The organism is Kurthia sp. FSL E2-0154 (genome assembly GCF_038003625.1).
GTDB classification, from domain to species: domain Bacteria; phylum Bacillota; class Bacilli; order Bacillales_A; family Planococcaceae; genus Kurthia; species Kurthia gibsonii.
Map to the genome: position 1 here is coordinate 63,340 of NZ_JBBOPO010000001.1, position 17,761 is coordinate 81,100.

Genomic DNA, 17,761 nt, shown 5'->3' on the forward strand with positions numbered 1-17,761 from the left:
CTTTCGCGCGCGGAATAGTCCCTTTCAAAGTGAGAAATTCCCTTTCGCGCGCGGAATAGTCCCTTTCAAATGCCAAGATTCCCTTTCGCGCGTGGAATAGTCCCTTTCAAAGTGAGAAATTCCCTTTCGTGAGTGGAACAGTCCCTTTCGGAGAGCAGAATTCCCTTTCGCGCGCGGAATAGTCCCTTTCAAATGCCAAGATTCCCTTTCGAGCGTGGAATAGTCCCTTTCGAGGAGCAGAATTCCCTTTCGCGCGCGGAATAGTCCCTTTCAGAGTGAGAGATTCCCTTTCGTGCGCGGAATAGTCCCTTTCAGAAGTAGAAATTCCCTTTCACGCGTGGAATAGTCCCTTTCGGAGAGCAGAATTCCCTTTCGCGCGCGGAATAGTCCCTTTCAAAGTGAGAGATTCCCATTCGCGCGCGGAATAGTCCCTTTCAATGGCGGGGATTCCCTTTCGCGCGTGGTTTTGTCCCTTTCAATGGCGGGGATTCCCTTTCGCGCGACCATTTGTCCCTTTCGGAGAGCCAGATTCCCTTTCGCGCGACCATTTGTCCCTTTCAACTGCATCGATTCCCTTTCGCGCGTGGTTTTGTCCCTTTCAACGGCGGGGATTCCCTTTCGCGCGCGGATTTGTCCCTTTCAACGGCGCGAGATTCCCTTTCGCGCGCGGTTTTGTCCCTTTCAAATGCCAAGTTTCCCTTTCGCACACGAATCAGTCTCTCACCATTGTCTATTCCCTCACTTAGTGAGATAATAATATGGAATAATTAGACATTAAAGGGGATTGACATGAAACGATTATATATAGTAGGAATTCTTTTGTTGGCCGCCATCTTTTTTATACCGCAACAAGCTTCAGCTGCAACAACTCTTACATCGGGAAAGTGGGTAACCGGTGAAATTACCGATACAACAACAAAGCAAACATATCAATTTAAGTTGACGAAGCCGAGTAAGGTGACAGTGGAAGTGAAGTCGTATATGAATGAATTGGAGGCATTCGTCTACAATTCGAAAGAGATAAGTATGGTGAAGCCGATGCATTTCTTCGCGGCAGATCCAACAAATCCAATTACACAAAAAGAGACGGTCTATTTGCAGGCTGGGACATACACAATTCATACGAATCGCGTAGCATTCTCTGGTCAGACGGGAAAATATCAAGTGAGAGCGTCTTGGAAGACGAATGGTTCGAATGAAGTTGAGCTGAATGATGAGCCGAACCAAGCGCAACCAATCGAAGTAAATAAAACGAAGATTAAAGGACAACTCGGACTCGACGATTTGGCAGACTATTATATGGTGGAAGTAGACCGAGCGGGGAAATTAACGATTCAAACAAAATCGTATATGCCTTTTTTACAAGTTGAACTATACAATTTAGCGCAAGTTCAAATGACGAAAGTGAATGATTTTCAACAAGCAACCAATACAAAAGCCGTAACAAGAAGCGGCTCTATGTACGTCGAAAAAGGACAGTATCTCATTAAAATATCAAATACAGGTGTCCTCGATAGTATGGGATTATACGAGATGCAGGCAAAATTTGTAGGGGCGAGTAATAATGAAAAAGAACCGAATAATAGCACAGAAAAAGCACAAATACTTAAGCCGAATGCTGCGCCAATTACAGGATTAATTAGTTTTGGTGATCGACTCGACTATTATAAATTGAATGTACCGAAGACAGCGGAAGTAAAGCTACAAGTAAAGTCGCATATGAAGTGGCTTGAGGTTTCGATTTATAACCAATCATTTAAAAGAATCGACACATATAATTATTTCCCAAGTGCGAGCGATCAATTACTCGTATCGAAAACACTAAAAAATAAATTAAAAACAGGCGTCTATTATATCGGTGTGAAAGAACTCGGTTACTTTGGCACATATCAAATAAAAGCGAGTATTCCAACCATTATGCCGAAAGCGCCAACTGTGAAAGCAGTGAAAAAAGGAGCGACACGTGTCACAGGAACAACGTATAAAAAGAGCCAAGTGACTGTGAAAATTGGCAAGAAAGAATACAAAGGCAAGAGTAATTCAAAAGGTGCATTTAGTATTAAAGTGCCGAAGCAAAAAGCCAAACAGAACATTTATGTATCAGTCACAACAGATAATGGAACAAGCAGTTATAAAAAAGTACAAGTAAAATGAGCCGCGAATGCGGCTTTTTTTATTTAGGGGGTTGTTTGTGCGAGTGGCCCATTTTCGTCCTCGAATGTCCCAATTTGACAGATGAGTGACCCAAAACGAGGAGCGAGTGACCCAACTACTTATTCGAATGACCTGTTTTGTCGGTCGAATGTTCGAATTTACCCACTCATAGTCAAATGAAGTCCTTTTGAATTACTCAAAAGCCTTGAAGAAAGTGCGGAAAGGGAGTAATTTAGTCTTTTGTGCGAGTGACCCGTTTTGCCACTCGAATGTCCTGTTTGATCGGGTGAATGTCCCAAAACGAGGAGCGAGTGTCCCAAACACTTCAGCGAGTGACCTGTTTTGCCGGTCGAATGTTCGAATTCACTCACTCATAGTCAAATGAAGTCCTTTTGAATTACTCAAAAGCCTTGAAGAAAGTGCGGAAAGGGAGTAATTTAGTCTTTTGTGCGAGTGACCCGTTTTGCCACTCGAATGTCCCAATTTGACAGGTGAGTGACCCAAAACGAGGAGCGAGATTCCCTTTGGGGCGAGGAATAGTCCCTTTCGTGGAGCAGAATTCCCTTTCGCGCGCGGAATAGTCCCTTTCGGAAGCCGAAATTCCCTTTGACGCGTGGATTAGTCCCTTTCAAATACCGAGATTCCCTTTCGCGCGCGGAATAGTCCCTTTCGGAAGCCGAAATTCCCTTTCGCGCGTGGAATAGTCCCTTTCAGAGTGAGAAATTCCCTTTCGCGCGCGGAATAGTCCCTTTCAGAGTGAGAGATTCCCTTTCGCGCGCGGAATAGTCCCTTTCAGAGTGAGAGATTCCCTTTCGCGCGCGGAATAGTCCCTTTCGGAAGACGAAATTCCCTTTGGCGCGCGGGTTAGTCCCTTTCGGAGGCATCGATTCCCTTTCGCGCGCAGAGTAGTCCCTTTCAAATACCGAGATTCCCTTTCGCGCGCGGAATAGTCCCTTTCGGAGAGCAGAATTCCCATTCGCGCGCGGATTAGTCCCTTTCGGAGGTAGAGATTCCCATTCGCGCGCGAAGTAGTCCCTTTCGTGGAGCAGAAGTCCCTTTCGCGGGTGGATTAGTCCCTTTCAAAGTGAGAAATTCCCTTTCACGCGCGGAGTAGTCCCTTTCAAATACCGAAATTCCCTTTCACGCGCGGAATAGTCCCTTTCAGCGGCGGGGATTCCCTTTCGCGCGCGGTTTTGTCCCTTTCGGAAGACGAAATTCCCTTTCGCGGGTGGAGTAGTCCCTTTCAACGTGAAAAATTCCCTTTCGCGCGCGGATTAGTCCCTTTCGAGGAGCAGAAGTCCCTTTCGAGGAGCAGAATTCCCTCAAACAAAAAAACCTCGAATCCTCGAGGTTAGTTTTCGTTTGGTGTTTGTTTTTCAATCGCTCCGCCAAATAATACGATGGCTTTCGTGATGCCGCCGCCGACATTGGCAAATTCATGGATACCGAGTGGGATGCCAACGACTTGGAGTGAGTCGTCCAGTGCGATGTTGCCAATTGGTTCATATGTGATGTAGAGATAGGATTGTCCGTCCTCTGCATAGAGATGAATGAAGCGGTAGGGTAGCGCACCTTCTTCTTTTTCATGGAAGGAGACGACATCGCCTTTGAAGGAGACGACGGTTTCAAAGTAGTCTTCGACGTTGTTCGTCAGTTGTTGCGGGGTGATGGTCGAATCGACTTTTTCTTTGATGCCAACGCCTGCAAAGAGTTTTTCTTGTTGGTCGATGTATTCGCGTGAGCGTAATCGTAAATTGAGTGTATTTTCTGTTATTTCTGGCAAATCGACTGCTAATTGATCGCTTAATCCGAGTGTAGCTGCTTCAACTTCGATTTCTTGTGCTTCTGTTTTTCCATCTTGAATAGTGTTAGCTGGCACTTTTTCATCGCCACACGCTGCAAGAAATAGTGTCAGACAAAGACCTGTATTAAGCAGGAACTTTTTCTTCATGTATGCACCCCTCCTTTTCCTCTATTATATAACGTTTTTAGGTTTTAATGGATAAATTTATCATTTTTAAATATTAACAAAATCCCCATCGAATATACTTCAATGAGGATTTTATTTACTAATAAATTTTCTTTTTACTTCCCCAAAAATAAAGAATTAACCAAGCAGCAATGAAGGCAGGAATCGCATAAACTTGTCCAACGAGTAGTTTCCAACTCCAAACATCATAACCAGGTGAAGCAGGTAGCAAAATCGTAATCCCACAAACGATCACATAGACAACGAGTGCATAACCAAGTTTTTTCATCATGGCGACCTCCTTATTTTTTCCATTATAACATAATGGAAGAATAAGGGTTTAAATTAGATGTTTTATAAACAATCATTTTATTTTCTTTTTTCGACTTTTATTAATGCATACGTGACTCTTTGTTGTGCATTACGAATTTGAATGAGGCCCTGATGAGGTGCGAAGGTGACAGTTTCGCTTCGTACTTTTGCAACCGTACAATTTTTGAATGTCCCAGCAGGTGTTTTGACGGTAGCGGAAGTTTGGAGGACTTCACCAACCACTTCCGTATTATAGGCGGAGACAGGAGAGCCTTTTTTGACATCGCGTTGAATAACGTAGAGAACACCGAGATCACTGCCCCAGTAATATTTTTCGGTCGTTTGTAAATCCCAAAGCTCCTGTTGCTTCGTCCCTTTCCAATAGCGATAAAGTGTATGGTATCGATAGGTGGTCTTCGACGTTTTTTTCTTCCCATATGTCGCATAATGATAAATTTTCGATGAATCGAGTGTAAAAGATTTGGGAGCGGCTTGAACGGATGTGCTGACGAAACAAGTAGAACTGAAGAAGATGAGTACTAATAGAATATGTCTATAACTTTTCATAATAAGCTCCTTTCGCTTAACGACGTTTACTAACTTTGATTAATTCCTTGATCGTGCGACCTTTTTCATCTGTGACCTTTATGATTCCATGACGTGGAGCGTAATAGAGGGATGCGCGTTCTTTCGCAATCCATACACAATTTTTGAATGTTCCAGCTTTTGTTTTCACAGTTGCCTTCGTACTAATCACAGCCCCAGTAAAGTATAGATTGCTAGGCGTTTTTGTGAAAATACGCTCACCTTTTTTCAGATTACGCTTAATTTCACCATCTGTTCCACCATGACTACCAATTGTATAGACATCCTTCGTTTCATACTCCCAAAAGAAATCATCCCCCTTACCTTTCCAATGACCAGACTGTTGATCAAAAGCGTAAGTGCTTTGATAACGCGTAGCACGATTCCCATCATAATATATAAATAAATGTGTATACGTCTTCGTACGATCATGTAAAAAACTTTGCTTTTTTGCCTCAGATTTAAAAGGAAGCAGGGGACTAATAAATAACAATACAAAACTCAAGACGAGTACATACTTTTTCATCTCATATCCCTCCTTAGCATATTAAATGTAAGAAAAACGAGCTGCCGAAGCAACTCGTTTTTGGTTTTATGATTGTGGTGTAGGGAAATCACCATTTGTTTTAGTTGATTCTACAAATTTAGCCGTTACAGATGTTTCAGATTTTTGGAATAGAATCTTGTAAGCTGGTGTATAGGTAGAATCTTGGTGTGTGTTTACCGTTACAAGGTAAGCTCCATTGCCGTCACCATCTAATTTTGAGAATTGCTCTGGAGTTAAAGTTGGTTCAACAGTGAAGATTGTATAACCATGCTTTTGTTCTGATGAAAATGCGATAGAAGCCTTATCAGGGTCACCAGCAGGATCCTTACCTAAAATAGTTGCTTTTAATCCGTCGATTACTTGAGTTACTGTTAATCCTTGAGCTTGTTCATCAGTAGATAAATTTTCTTTATGAATAAGCTTATTTGTTTCAGAAGCATCAAATTTAATACCTGCCATTTGGAATGTGAAACCAGCAGCGTCGATTGTGTCAAAGTTGCCTTTCACAGCAAGAGAACCGTCAGTTTGAAGACCTTTATTAGCATCGTATTTATCAGTAATAGCTTTTAATTTATCTTTAGCTGAAGTGATTTCAGCACGTAAATCTTTGTAATCTTCTTCGTTAGTAGATAGTGCATTAATTTTTGCTAATGCATCAGCAATCGCTTTTTCATCTGTAGATTCTTTGATTACTGTTTTACCTTCATCAGTGAATAGAGCTTTAACAGTCTCAGTAGCAGCTTTTAATTTAGTTGCTGTATCAAATAGTTTTTGAGCCTCAGTAACCTTTGTTGTTAAATCATCCTTTTTAGTTGTATTTGTAATTTTTGCTACTAAAGTTGTAGCATCATCAATATTCTTTTGAGTCACATTGTCAGCAAGATTTTTGTAATCAGGAACAGTTTTGCCACCATCTTCTTTTGTACCGAATAAAGCATTAACTGCTTTTTCAGCCGCTGCAATTGAATATTGATCGTCTGTCACTGTATCAGCTACAAATGATGTAGTGATCTGACCGTCTTTCAATTCAACTAACACTTTATGAATGCGTGTATATTTATTATCTGCACCTTTTGTATTCACTGTCACAAAGTAAACACCGTTTAGGTTGCCGTCTAATACGTTGAATTGGTCTACCTTTAATGTGTTTTCAACAGTGAAGATCGTGTAACCGTATTTTTTCTCGGCTTTGAATGTGATAGATGCATTGTCAGCAGAAGTCGCTGGTTGTTTACCTGTAATTGTTGCTTGTAATCCTTGTGTTACTTGTGCAGCTGTTAGGCTTTGAGCTTGATTTTCAGCACCACTTTCATATTTGACTCTGGTATTGTCTAACTCAATACCTGCCATTTGGAATGTGAAACCAGCAGCGTCGATTGTGTCAAAGTTGCCTTTCACAGCAAGAGAACCGTCAGTTTGAAGACCTTTATTAGCATCGTATTTATCAGTAATAGCTTTTAATTTATCTTTAGCTGAAGTGATTTCAGCACGTAAATCTTTGTAATCTTCTTCGTTAGTAGATAGTGCATTAATTTTTGCTAATGCATCAGCAATCGCTTTTTCATCTGTAGATTCTTTGATTACTGTTTTACCTTCAACAGTGAATAGAGCTTTAACAGCCTCAGTAGCAGCTTTTAATTTAGTTGCTGTATCAAATAGTTTTTGAGCATCATTAACCTTTGTTGTTAAATCAGCCTTTTTAGTTTCATTTGTAATTTTCGCTACTAATTCACCTGCTTTTGTAATATCAGCTTGAGTTGTTGTAGTTTTTAAAGCAGTGTCTTCGAATAAATCATTAACCGCTTTTTCAGCCGCTGCAATTGAATATTGATCATCTGATTCTGATTTGTCTACAAACTTAGCTGTGACTGTGTCACCAGTAAGTTGGAACAAGATTTTGTAAGTCAGATCAAACGTAGTTCCTCCTTTTTTATTCACACTCATTAGATAAACACCATTTGAATTACGATCTAGCTTTTTGAATAGTTCTACAGAAGGTGTATTTACTGTAAGGATTGTGTAACCATGTTTTGTTTTAGAAGAGAATAGTTTTGGTTCACTAGTACCACCTGCAAATTGTTTTAATAGACCTTCAACGTATGCAACTGTTAAACCTTCTGCTTCTTTCACATCTTTCTCAGGTTTTACAGTAGTTGGTTGACCATCAGTTCCAACGTAGACACCCGCTACTTGTAATGTGTAAGTGTCGTCAAAGTTGTCTTTCACAGCAAGAGTATCATCAGCTTGAAGTGGTGTAGCAAACTTAGCAGTAGCTGCTTGTAGTTTTGTATTTGCTGAAGCGATTGCATCTTTTAAATCTTTAAGACCTTCTGTATTTTCAGGCAGTGCCTTAACTAATTTTTCTGCATCAGCAATCGCTGTTTCATCTGTAGATTCTTTGATTACTGTTTTATCTTCATCAGAGAATAAAGCATTAACAGCATCAGTAGCTGCTTGTAATTGAGCTGCATCAGCAATTTGTTTATCTAGTAAACCTTGAGCTGTAGCTACGCGATCTTGTAATGTTTTTAAAGTATCTGCATCTTTTACTTTTTCAACTAAAGTTTTAGCATCAGTAATATTCTGTTGAGTTGTCCCAGCTTTTAAAGCAGTGTCACCAGTGCCGTCGAATAAAGCATTAACAGCATCAGTAGCTGCTTGTAATTGAGCTGCATCAGCAATTTGTTTATCTAGTAAACCTTGAGCTGTAGCTACGCGATCTTGTAATGTTTTTAAAGTAGTCTCATCTTTTACTTTCTCAACTAAAGTTTTAGCATCAGTAATATTCTGTTGAGTTGTCCCAGCTTTTAAAGCAGTGTCACCAGTGTCTTCGAATAAAGCATCAACAGCATTCGTTACAAGGAAGTCTTGAGCTTTATCAATTGTGTCTTGAAGAGCTGTTTGAGATTCTTGAGGAAGCGCGTCAACTAACTTTTGAGCTGCGTCGATTTGATCTTGATCTACGCCCTCAGCAAGAGCATTATCTTTTAATAAAGCATTAACAGCATCAGTAGCTTCTTGAATGTTTAGTAAATCTTGGGCTTTAGCTACGCGATCTTGTAATGTTTTTAAAGTAGTCTCATCTTTTACTTTCTCAACTAAAGTTTTAGCATCAGTAATATTCTGTTGAGTTGTCCCAGCTTTTAAAGCAGTGTCACCAGTGTCTTCGAATAAAGCATTAACAGCCTTTGTAGCTTCTTGGATATTTAGTAACCCTTGAGCTTTTTCAACATGAGCTGATAAAGCAGAACCATCTTTAAGAGCTTTTACCGCAGTATCAGCAGCAGTAATTTGTTCTTGAGTAACTCCCTCAGCAAGTTTCTCGTAATCAAACGAGTTATTGTCATTTTGAACAAATAACTTATTAACAGCATCAGTAGCTGCTTTTAGTTTAGCATCAGCGATTTGTTTATTTAGTAAATCTTGAGCTTTATCAATTGTACCTTGAAGCTTCGTTTTAGCATCTGAAGCATCAAGAGTTCCTACTAATTTCTTTGCTTCACTGATTTTGGCTTGATTAACATCTTTAGCAAGCTCCTCGCCATTAAATAATGCATTTACTTGCGCTGTAACTAACTTAATTTTATCTGTATCAGATGGTTTTGTATTAGCAGGAAGCTTATTTAAAGCCTGTTCTAATTCAGTGACAGAACCACCAGCAGCTTTGATATCTTTGATAGATAATGTAGCTTGTAATGTAGTAATTTGTATAAATTGTAACTGATTTGAATCAAGCGCTACAGCAACTGCTTCTTTGATAGCCCAAAATAATGTATCTGTTTTTTTAATTAAAGTAGTTGTAGTAGTTTTAATTTCTTTATCTAAAAGTGATTTAACAGCGCTTAAATCTTCTCGGAAATTCTCAATATTAGGTGCTGACGAGTAGCCATCTGGATAGCGTTTAAAGAATTCTTGAATAGTTGTAACTACTTCATATTTAGAAGAAACACTTAATGTTTTATTTTGAGTTACTTCCTCAATATCTTCTTCCATAGAATTGATAGCTTCTTGTTTAGCTAATAAGTCATCTAATTCTTTTTGAGCCGTTGCAACTTCTGCTTGAGCATCTTTAACAGCATTTACTTTAGTTTGTGTTTCTTGCTCAGTTGATCCACCGCTGTTATTGTTACCGCCGCCAGTTGATCCGCCACCGCCAGTTGAACCGCCACCGCCAGTCGAACCACCGCCGTTATTGTTACCGCCGCCTGTTGTTCCACCAGGTAGTTTGCTTAGGACATTTTCAAATTGTACGGTGTCATAGCCAGCTGCTTTTAGAGAAGCCACAACCGTTGTAGCAGTTGCAACTGCTGTTTTGATGTGCGCTAGTAAGGCATCATCTGTTGTTGAAGCGATTACAGAGGCTGCTGCAACGAATGTGTTCACTGCGTTCGTTACATTTGTACTTGCTGTTTTTAAGTTCTCTGTTGCCAGTGTTAAGTTTGACGCAAGTGCTGATTTGAATTCTGTTAATTCAGCACCTTCTAATTTTGATACATCTACATCTTTATATTTTGCTAAGAATGCATCAATATCAGCTGCATTTTTTGTTTGTAAGTTAGCTTGTGTTGAAACACCTGCTTTTTTCGCTAAAGCATCCAATGCGTCTTTTTGTTCTTTTGCTTTTTTGAATGCATCGTTAGCTTTTTGAACTTCAGCTTCTGCTTTTTTGAAGTTTGCTACATTTGTTTGATCTTCATCTTTTTTACCGTCTTTATAGAAGATCCCGTCTTTTTCACCTGTGAATGGTTTACCTGCTTCATATAAAATTCCGTCGAATTCGCCTGTCGCTAATTTACCTTTCACATAGTAATGACCTTCGTGTGAACCAGTGCCGAGTACACCGTTTTTGTAGTAAGTTTTGCCAGAAAGACCTGTGAATAACTTACCTTGTACATATTTTTTACCTTTGAAAGTACCTGTACCAAGTACACCTGCTTTGTAGTAAGTTTTGCCAGAAAGACCTGTAAGTAGCTTACCTTTTGCATATTTTTTGCCTTTGAAAGTACCAGTGCCAAGAGATCCTGCTTTGTAGTAATGGTTTTTGTAGATACCTGTACCAAGAGCACCGTTTTTGTAGTATTTCGACTTGTAAAGACCAGTCGCTTTCTTACCTTTTTTGTAATACGCTTTATTTAAAATACCCGTAAATACTTTACCATCTTTATAGATTACGCCTTTGTATGACACATAACCTTTGATGACTTTACCATTTGATTTTTTTACGAGTTTACCTTTTTTAATTTTTACATCTTTTACTTTTTGAACTTTCGTTGCAGCGTCTGCAGTTGTCGCGAACCCTGAAAGTGAAGAAACGATTAGTGCTGAACTAAGTGCAGCTGTTGCAAGTGGTTTGAGCTTGTACTTTACCAAATAAAACGCCTCCTAATAATTTTTTATGACAATTATATTACAGTAAATTAGTTCTATTTGACCTGTAAAAATAATCGCTTATTGAATACTTTACCTTATATTTTAGTAAAAAAGAAACATTTTTTCGACTTTTTATTATAAAATGGTCTTTTTTGAAAAAAGATAATATAAAAAAAGATATATAGTATATTTCGTTATAAAAGTTATTAAATAAATCAATTAAATATTAAAAATTACTTTTTTATAACATGGACATTTTCAGGGTAAGGAAAAAACTGCATAAAAAACGCCCAATCTGAATCGATTGAGCGCTCAATTTATTTCTTGTGTACACATTCACCTTGAACAAATACTTGTTGAATATGTTCAGGTCGTGTTAAGTAGAGAATCTTTTGGAAGATGTCTTCGAGTGATTCTGTCGCATCGAAAATTGGCAGTGACGTTGTATCAATCACCTGTGCGTCAAAACAGTAGCCTTCTTCTAGGCGTCCAATCGGCAGGCTTAATGATTCGCCACCACCCGCTGTCGCGAGGTAGAACGCTTCATTCACTGTAATACGGCTATCTTGTCGTCCGCGTACATGCGGCGCAAGGTCAGGGTTCACACCGTCCTCTAGCATACGCGAAGCCATAACAGCTTGACGAATATTATCATATAAGCTCGGTGAGAAGCCGCCCGATACGTCTGTTCCAAGACCAATCTCCACATTCTTCTCATGAAGATGTGCAACAGGTAGAACAGAATTCGCAAAGTACGCATTTGAAATCGGACAGTGTGCAATCGCCGTCCCTGTCTCAGCAAATAGGTCTGCATCTGCATCCTCTAAAAAGTTACTATGCGCCATAACCGACTTGTCGCGTAGTAGACCGAAGTCGTGCAGCGCGGATGCATCATTTTTTTTGAAACGATCTTTTACAAAACCATGCGCCCAGTCACTCTCGCTACAGTGCGATTGTACATGCGTATCATATTTTTTCGCCAGTTCGCCAAGTCCTTGAAGTGCCTCATCTGTACAGCTCGGAATAAAGCGTGGTGTCACAACAGGGTAAACGCCTTGTTTGACTGACTTCGCCAATTCTTTCACCGCGATAATGAACTCCTCCGTATCTTGCAGGGCATCAGCAGTGGTAGCATCGCGATAAAAGTCTGGATTTTCCTGTGCATCATCCATAACCACTTTCCCAACTAGTCCACGTTGACCACGCTTTGCACAAATTTCAGCTAATTTATAACTCGCTTCTTTATGAATCGACGCAAAATAGAGTACCGTCGTCGTCCCATTCGCTAAAAGCGTATCGACAAGATGTGTGTACACCTTTTCCGCAAAATCAACGTCCGAAAACTTCGCTTCAAGCGGGAATGTATATGTATTCAACCAATCATAAAGCGGCAAATCGAGTGCTGTACCCGACTGTGCCCACTGCGGTGCATGCACATGCAAATCAACAAAACCTGGCAGTAAAAACTGTCCTTCTGGTAATGTCGTAATAGGTATGTCTGCGTCCACTAGATGCGCGTCTTCAGGACGTAACACTTTCGCAATCATCCCTTGTTCATCAATGCAAAACAGATGATCTTTTAGCACCGCTACCTCCTTCAGTGAACGACTTGTAAATGTAGTCCCACGTATAACATGCGTATATTCCAATGTAAAAATCTCCTTAATGTTCGTAAATTAATAGATTTATTATATATTTTATTAGATAAGATGTCTATAGAATGTGAAAGACGGATGAAAGGAGTAGTGGGGTTGTGGGCCATTCGAGTGGTGATTTGGGCCACTCGTTGCTTGATTCTGGACATTCACTCGTCCAAACGGGACATTCGAGGGCGGAAACGGTCCACTCGCTATTCGTTTTGGGCCATTCGCCCGATCAAACGGGTCATTCGAGGGCGAAAACGGGTCACTCGCTACTCGTTTTGGGCCATTCGAGGGCGGAAACGGTCCACTCGCCCAAAAGCCCTTAATTGCTCGCTTTCCGTACTTTCTTCAAGTCATTTGAGTAATAGAAGGGGACTTGAGTTGACTATGCTGGTGTGAAAACGAACATTCGGTTGGCGAAACGGGTCATTCGAATAAGTAGTTGGGTCACTCGCTATTCGTTTTGGGTCATTCGCCCGATCAAATGGGCCATTCGAAGGCGAAAACGGGTCACTCGCCCAAAAGCCCTTAATTACTCCCTTACCGTACTTTCTTCAAGGCCTTTGAGTAATCTAAGAGGACTTGAGTTGACTAGGTTTGGGTGAATTCGAACATTCGGTTGACGAAATGGGTCACTCGGAGAAGGAGTTGGATCACTCGCTACTCGTTTTGGGCCATTCATCCGATTAAACGGTCCATTCGAGGGCAAAATTGGGTCACTCGCCCAAAGGAACAGGTCATCTGCTAATTGAACATTTACAGAAAGTTGTCTACCCATAGGATTCCATATATTTGATATAATAAATAAAAAAGGAGTGTGTAGATAATGGCGAGGTATCCTCAAAATACGTTTGTAGATTTAATTGAGCGCGATGTCATTCGGATTGATGGAGAACGGCATCTGCTTCGTTACGTTTTGACATTAGATAATATGGAGAGTGAGTCGGAAAAGACGGTGACCGTTATACACTTACATCCGATGGGAGCGGAGCAGCAATATTCCGATGCGATGACGAATCAGATGGTACGATTTTTAAGTAAAGAGGACTTTCAAAGTATATCGTTTGTGACGCTTTTTCCCTATCATGTGCCGACTGCTACGCAACTACGAGAATTAATTGTTGATCCGAGATTGGAAGAAGTAATGGAGAAAAATCGACGCTTTATTCACGAGCGATTGATGAATAGCGACGTATTTGTACTTGCGTGGGGGGATCGCCCATACTACATCCCCAATCGCCAATTTGATGAGACTTTTCAATATGTGATGCATCTCATTCAAATGTGGCAAAAAGAAAAGAATGTTTATGTTTTTCGTTATAGTCACGCACCTTCTTTTACGAAAAACGGACAACCCGATACACCACAAAAAAAAGTAATTGAAGGAATATTACCTATTCATACATAAAAAATCTATTAGTTTAATTGAGGTTTAACATCGAGGATTTTTACGCGATGCTCAAATCCGTTTTGTACAAAAAAGAAACACTCGTTGATTTTTCGTTTTAAAATTGCCTGTGCAAGATTGGTCGTATAGGAAAGGTGATTTTTTTGTAAATCGCCTTCACCATATCCGACAATTGTATATTCATATAACTCTTCTTCGTTAAATTGAAGTGTGACAATTGTGCCCACATGGACTTCGTTCGGTAGTCGCTTTTGATAGGTAGGAGAATCTTCAATGATCTTCGAATGTTGAATAACCTCGTCAAGCTGTTGAAGCGTTTTTTGAATTTCTTTATATTTTAAAAACTCCTCTGTTAAATTATCTGAACTATGATCCATTTGAATCACTTGATTTAACAAATCATATTGCTCTTTTTTAGAAAATTGTAGGGTTTCATATTTTACTTGAAGTTGTTCAAATGTTTTTTTAGAAAACCAATACGTATCCATTTCGCCACATCCTTATTCGCTATGTTACACTTATCATATAAAATAACATGTGCATTTTTTTACACACTTGAAAGGAATTTAGAAAAATGTTACCAACTAAAAATAAATTATTTCTGACATACTATGTATTAAAGCAGTATTCTAATAAAGAAAATCCGATGAATGCAACAGAAGTAGCTAAAAAAGTGCAGGAAGTATTCGAACTTGAAAAAGCGCCAAATCGCCGTACAATTTACGATCATTTCGAGGATTTAGAGTTAATTTCAGAAGTATATGAACAAATTATCTCGTTTCGTTTAGTACGAATGCCAAATCGAGAAGTGTATATAGAGTCAACGATTTCATCTGGTGAGGTGCATTTACTGAGTGATGCCGTTGCTACTTCTCGCTTTATCGATTTAGAGCAAAGTCGGAGTTTAATTCAAAAGCTTGGAATCATTGTCGGACAGAATCTGAAGAACTTTTTCGAACCACGTCTTCATTTTAAAGCAACAGATAAAAAAGAGTATAATGAACAATTATTTCAAAATATCGACGTCTTAACAGAAGCGATTAAAAAAGGAAAAAAAGTGACGTTACAATATTTAAAATATGACGTGAATAAACAGCTTGTACCAAGTCGACCAGACGAAAATAATGGCTATAAAAAAATTCGTCCATACTATTTAATCTGGCAAATCAATAAATACTATCTCATGTATTATTATGATGATAGTACATCGCCGCGTTTCATGCGCGTGGATAAAATGCGTGATGTAACGATGATTGATGAAGCAGTTGGTGAGCTGAAAGATATTCCGAATTTATCAGACTACACGCGAAATCAAGCATACATGTTTGGTGGGATGCCTGAATATATTCGATTCCGCTGCAAGATGTATAGCATCGGTCAAGTAATCGACTTCTTCGGTGAAGATGTCACAATCAAACCAATTGATGAAGAATATTTCCAAGTCGAAGTGTACACGTCATGCGAGAGTATTAAGTTTTGGCTCATGCAATATATTTCTTCAATCGATCAAATCGAACCATTAAAGTTAGCTGTGGAAATCGAAGAAATGTTAGAAGATGGGCTACGCCGCAACCGTGTAAAACAGAAAGAAACTTTTCTATAAAATAGAAGTCTATATAGAGGAATAACAAAATACATTGGAGCAATCTCTATATGAAAAAATATGCATTACCTTTTAGGTGCATTAAGTTTTTTAACTTTCAATTTAATCGGATCACGAGTAGCAACTGATGGAACATTACAAGAACCGTTCTTTTTGATTCCAATAGGTTTCATGTTTTTATTCATCGGCATTATTTGGACAGCATTGCGCTTCATTATGAGTGAAAATCAAAAAGTAAATATATAAATTTAAAATGAGACTTCGTATCAAAGGCGAGGTCTCATTTTTGATTAGTCTAGTTGAAAGGGAATCTTGGCATTTGAAAGGGACAAAACCGCGCGCGAAAGGGAATCGGCGCCGTTGAAAGGGACAAAACCGCGCGCGAAAGGGAATCGGCGCCATTGAAAGGGACAAAACCGCGCGCGAAAGGGAATCTTGGCATTTGAAAGGGACAAAAACGCGCGCGAAAGGGAATCTTGGCATTTGAAAGGGACAAAACCACGCGCGAAAGGGAATCGGTGTCGTTGAAAGGGACAAATCCGCGCGCGAAAGGGAATCTCGGCATTTGAAAGGGACAAATCCGCGCGCGAAAGGGAATCTTGGCATTTGAAAGGGACAAATCCACGCGCGAAAGGGAATCTTGGCATTTGAAAGGGACAAATCCACGCGCGAAAGGGAATCTTGGCATTTGAAAGGGACAAATCCACGCGCGAAAGGGAATCTTGGCATTTGAAAGGGACAAATCCGCGCGCGAAAGGGAATCGGCGCCGTTGAAAGGGACAAATCCGCGCGCGAAAGGGAATCGCCGCCGCTGAAAGGGACAAATCCGCGCGCGAAAGGGAATCGGCGCCGTTGAAAGGGACAAAAACGCGCGCGAAAGGGAATTCCCGCCTCCGAAAGGGACAAAACCACGCGCGAAAGGGAATCTCGCTCTCCGAAAGGGACAAATCCGCGCGCGAAAGGGAATCCACGCCTCCGAAAGGGACAAATCCACGCGCGAAAGGGAAACGGTGCCATTGAAAGGGACAAAACCGCGCGCGAAAGGGAATCCTCGCCGTTGAATGTCCCGAATCGAGCAGCGAATGTACCAACTTCCCATCTTACCTGCCCCCTTGGAAAACTTTTACTTAACCGAAACTTAACTACAATGAAGTTTCGGTTAAGTTGGGTTGCTGTTCTTGGAAATCTTTCTTCAAGCGATAGGCAAATTCTTTCATTAACTGTGTTTCATGGCGGCTCGATTTTGTCACAATACCGAATGAATGCGTTGTTGGAATCTCTGTTAAAAAGTCGATTTTTACGGATGACATATCTTGCATGAATCGTTGCGAATGATTAAAGGTTAAATCGAGTCCAATCGTGTACGCCTTATTTTCTTCCACATATTGCTGAACGATGTGCGGGTTATTCACACTAATAACGATATCGTTTCGTCCGAAGACACGCTTCATCTCATTCATCGTCGCAATCACGATTTTATCGTCGAATAGAATGACAGGCTGTTCACCGAGTTCTTCCGTCACAACCTTGCCTCCTTGAATGACAGGTGAATCTTTATGTGCGACAATGAACACCTCGCAATCTTGAATCTTCGTAAAGGCGAGGTCAGGATATTTTTCTAAATCTTCATGGTTGTAAACAGCGAGGGCAATATCGACTTTTTCGCTTTTCAATTCTTCCAACATCGTCTGTGAGTTTTGTTCACGAATTTGAATGTTGATATCAGGGTAGATGGATTTCATCTGCTGCGCTGTCGCAAAAAGTTGAAAGAACGGGCCAGGGATGGAAGCGACCTTTAACGTGCCTGTTAATTTATTTTGTAAAACTTCAGCTGATTCGTATAAATCGTCGAGTGCGAATAAGATTTTTTTCGCCTGCGCCACAATAATGCGACCTTCCTTTGTAATCGTCGAACCTGTGCGATTGCGCTGGAATAGCGTGAGTCCGAGTTCCGCTTCAATCTTGTTCAAACCTTGACTGAGTGCAGACAAGGTAATATGTAGATGTTCGGCTGCGTCCTTTAACGTTCCGAATTTTTCTACAGTCACAATGTATTTTAATTGTTCAAATGTCATTGAAAACCACCCCTTAGTTTAAGAATACTGAATTAATGTTAATTATAATGAAATTTACATTAACTAAAAAGTTATTTACACTAAATTGAGAGAAA

12 protein-coding genes are annotated in these 17,761 nt (G+C 40.1%); 4 read left to right on the forward strand and 8 right to left on the reverse strand.

Annotated features, from left to right (window positions below):
- Window positions 1–789 precede the first annotated feature (789 nt).
- Window positions 790–2,154, forward strand: coding sequence for an Ig-like domain-containing protein (locus MHB75_RS00260; RefSeq protein WP_340995095.1), 1,365 nt, complete (start codon window positions 790–792; stop codon window positions 2,152–2,154).
- A gap of 1,351 nt (window positions 2,155–3,505) precedes the next feature.
- On the opposite strand, the gene MHB75_RS00265 is transcribed toward MHB75_RS00260, so the two are convergent.
- The 6 genes from MHB75_RS00265 to guaD all read right to left on the reverse strand — a co-directional run bounded on the left by MHB75_RS00265 (window position 3,506) and on the right by guaD (window position 12,595).
- Window positions 3,506–4,033 carry a hypothetical protein gene (locus tag MHB75_RS00265; RefSeq protein WP_340995097.1) on the reverse strand — a complete coding sequence of 176 codons (528 nt, stop codon included), beginning with the start codon at window positions 4,031–4,033 and terminating at the stop codon, window positions 3,506–3,508.
- A 190-nt stretch (window positions 4,034–4,223) separates the two neighbouring features.
- Window positions 4,224–4,415 carry a DUF4017 family protein gene (locus MHB75_RS00270; protein WP_445666989.1) on the reverse strand — a complete coding sequence of 64 codons (192 nt, stop codon included), beginning with the start codon at window positions 4,413–4,415 and terminating at the stop codon, window positions 4,224–4,226.
- 77 nt (window positions 4,416–4,492) lie between these two features.
- Window positions 4,493–5,002 (reverse strand): hypothetical protein, encoded by a 510-nt coding sequence (locus MHB75_RS00275; RefSeq protein WP_340995099.1) that lies wholly within the window; start codon window positions 5,000–5,002, stop codon window positions 4,493–4,495.
- Window positions 5,003–5,018: 16 nt separating this feature from the next.
- Window positions 5,019–5,546 (reverse strand): hypothetical protein, encoded by a 528-nt coding sequence (locus tag MHB75_RS00280; RefSeq protein ID WP_340995101.1) that lies wholly within the window; start codon window positions 5,544–5,546, stop codon window positions 5,019–5,021.
- A 66-nt stretch (window positions 5,547–5,612) separates the two neighbouring features.
- Window positions 5,613–10,937: a toxin Cry1Ac domain D-VI-related protein gene (locus MHB75_RS00285; RefSeq protein ID WP_340995102.1), complete on the reverse strand. Its 5,325-nt coding sequence runs from the start codon at window positions 10,935–10,937 to the stop codon at window positions 5,613–5,615.
- Window positions 10,938–11,254: 317 nt separating this feature from the next.
- Window positions 11,255–12,595: a guanine deaminase gene (gene guaD, locus MHB75_RS00290; RefSeq protein WP_445667011.1), complete on the reverse strand. Its 1,341-nt coding sequence runs from the start codon at window positions 12,593–12,595 to the stop codon at window positions 11,255–11,257.
- A gap of 811 nt (window positions 12,596–13,406) precedes the next feature.
- Between guaD and MHB75_RS00295 the strand changes: the two genes are divergently transcribed.
- On the forward strand, window positions 13,407–13,988 hold the full coding sequence (locus tag MHB75_RS00295) for a DUF1643 domain-containing protein (RefSeq protein ID WP_141275092.1): 582 nt from the start codon (window positions 13,407–13,409) through the stop codon (window positions 13,986–13,988).
- An 8-nt stretch (window positions 13,989–13,996) separates the two neighbouring features.
- On the opposite strand, the gene MHB75_RS00300 is transcribed toward MHB75_RS00295, so the two are convergent.
- Window positions 13,997–14,476: a GreA/GreB family elongation factor gene (locus tag MHB75_RS00300; protein WP_340995107.1), complete on the reverse strand. Its 480-nt coding sequence runs from the start codon at window positions 14,474–14,476 to the stop codon at window positions 13,997–13,999.
- An 86-nt stretch (window positions 14,477–14,562) separates the two neighbouring features.
- Here MHB75_RS00300 and MHB75_RS00305 point away from each other — a divergent pair, with 86 nt between their 5' ends.
- Window positions 14,563–15,591 (forward strand): helix-turn-helix transcriptional regulator, encoded by a 1,029-nt coding sequence (locus MHB75_RS00305; RefSeq protein ID WP_340995109.1) that lies wholly within the window; start codon window positions 14,563–14,565, stop codon window positions 15,589–15,591.
- 60 nt (window positions 15,592–15,651) lie between these two features.
- Window positions 15,652–15,837: a DUF3955 domain-containing protein gene (locus tag MHB75_RS00310; RefSeq protein ID WP_340995111.1), complete on the forward strand. Its 186-nt coding sequence runs from the start codon at window positions 15,652–15,654 to the stop codon at window positions 15,835–15,837.
- Window positions 15,838–16,733: 896 nt separating this feature from the next.
- Here MHB75_RS00310 and MHB75_RS00315 read toward each other — a convergent pair.
- Window positions 16,734–17,666 carry a LysR family transcriptional regulator gene (locus MHB75_RS00315; protein WP_340995113.1) on the reverse strand — a complete coding sequence of 311 codons (933 nt, stop codon included), beginning with the start codon at window positions 17,664–17,666 and terminating at the stop codon, window positions 16,734–16,736.
- Between the last annotated feature and the right edge of the window lie 95 nt (window positions 17,667–17,761).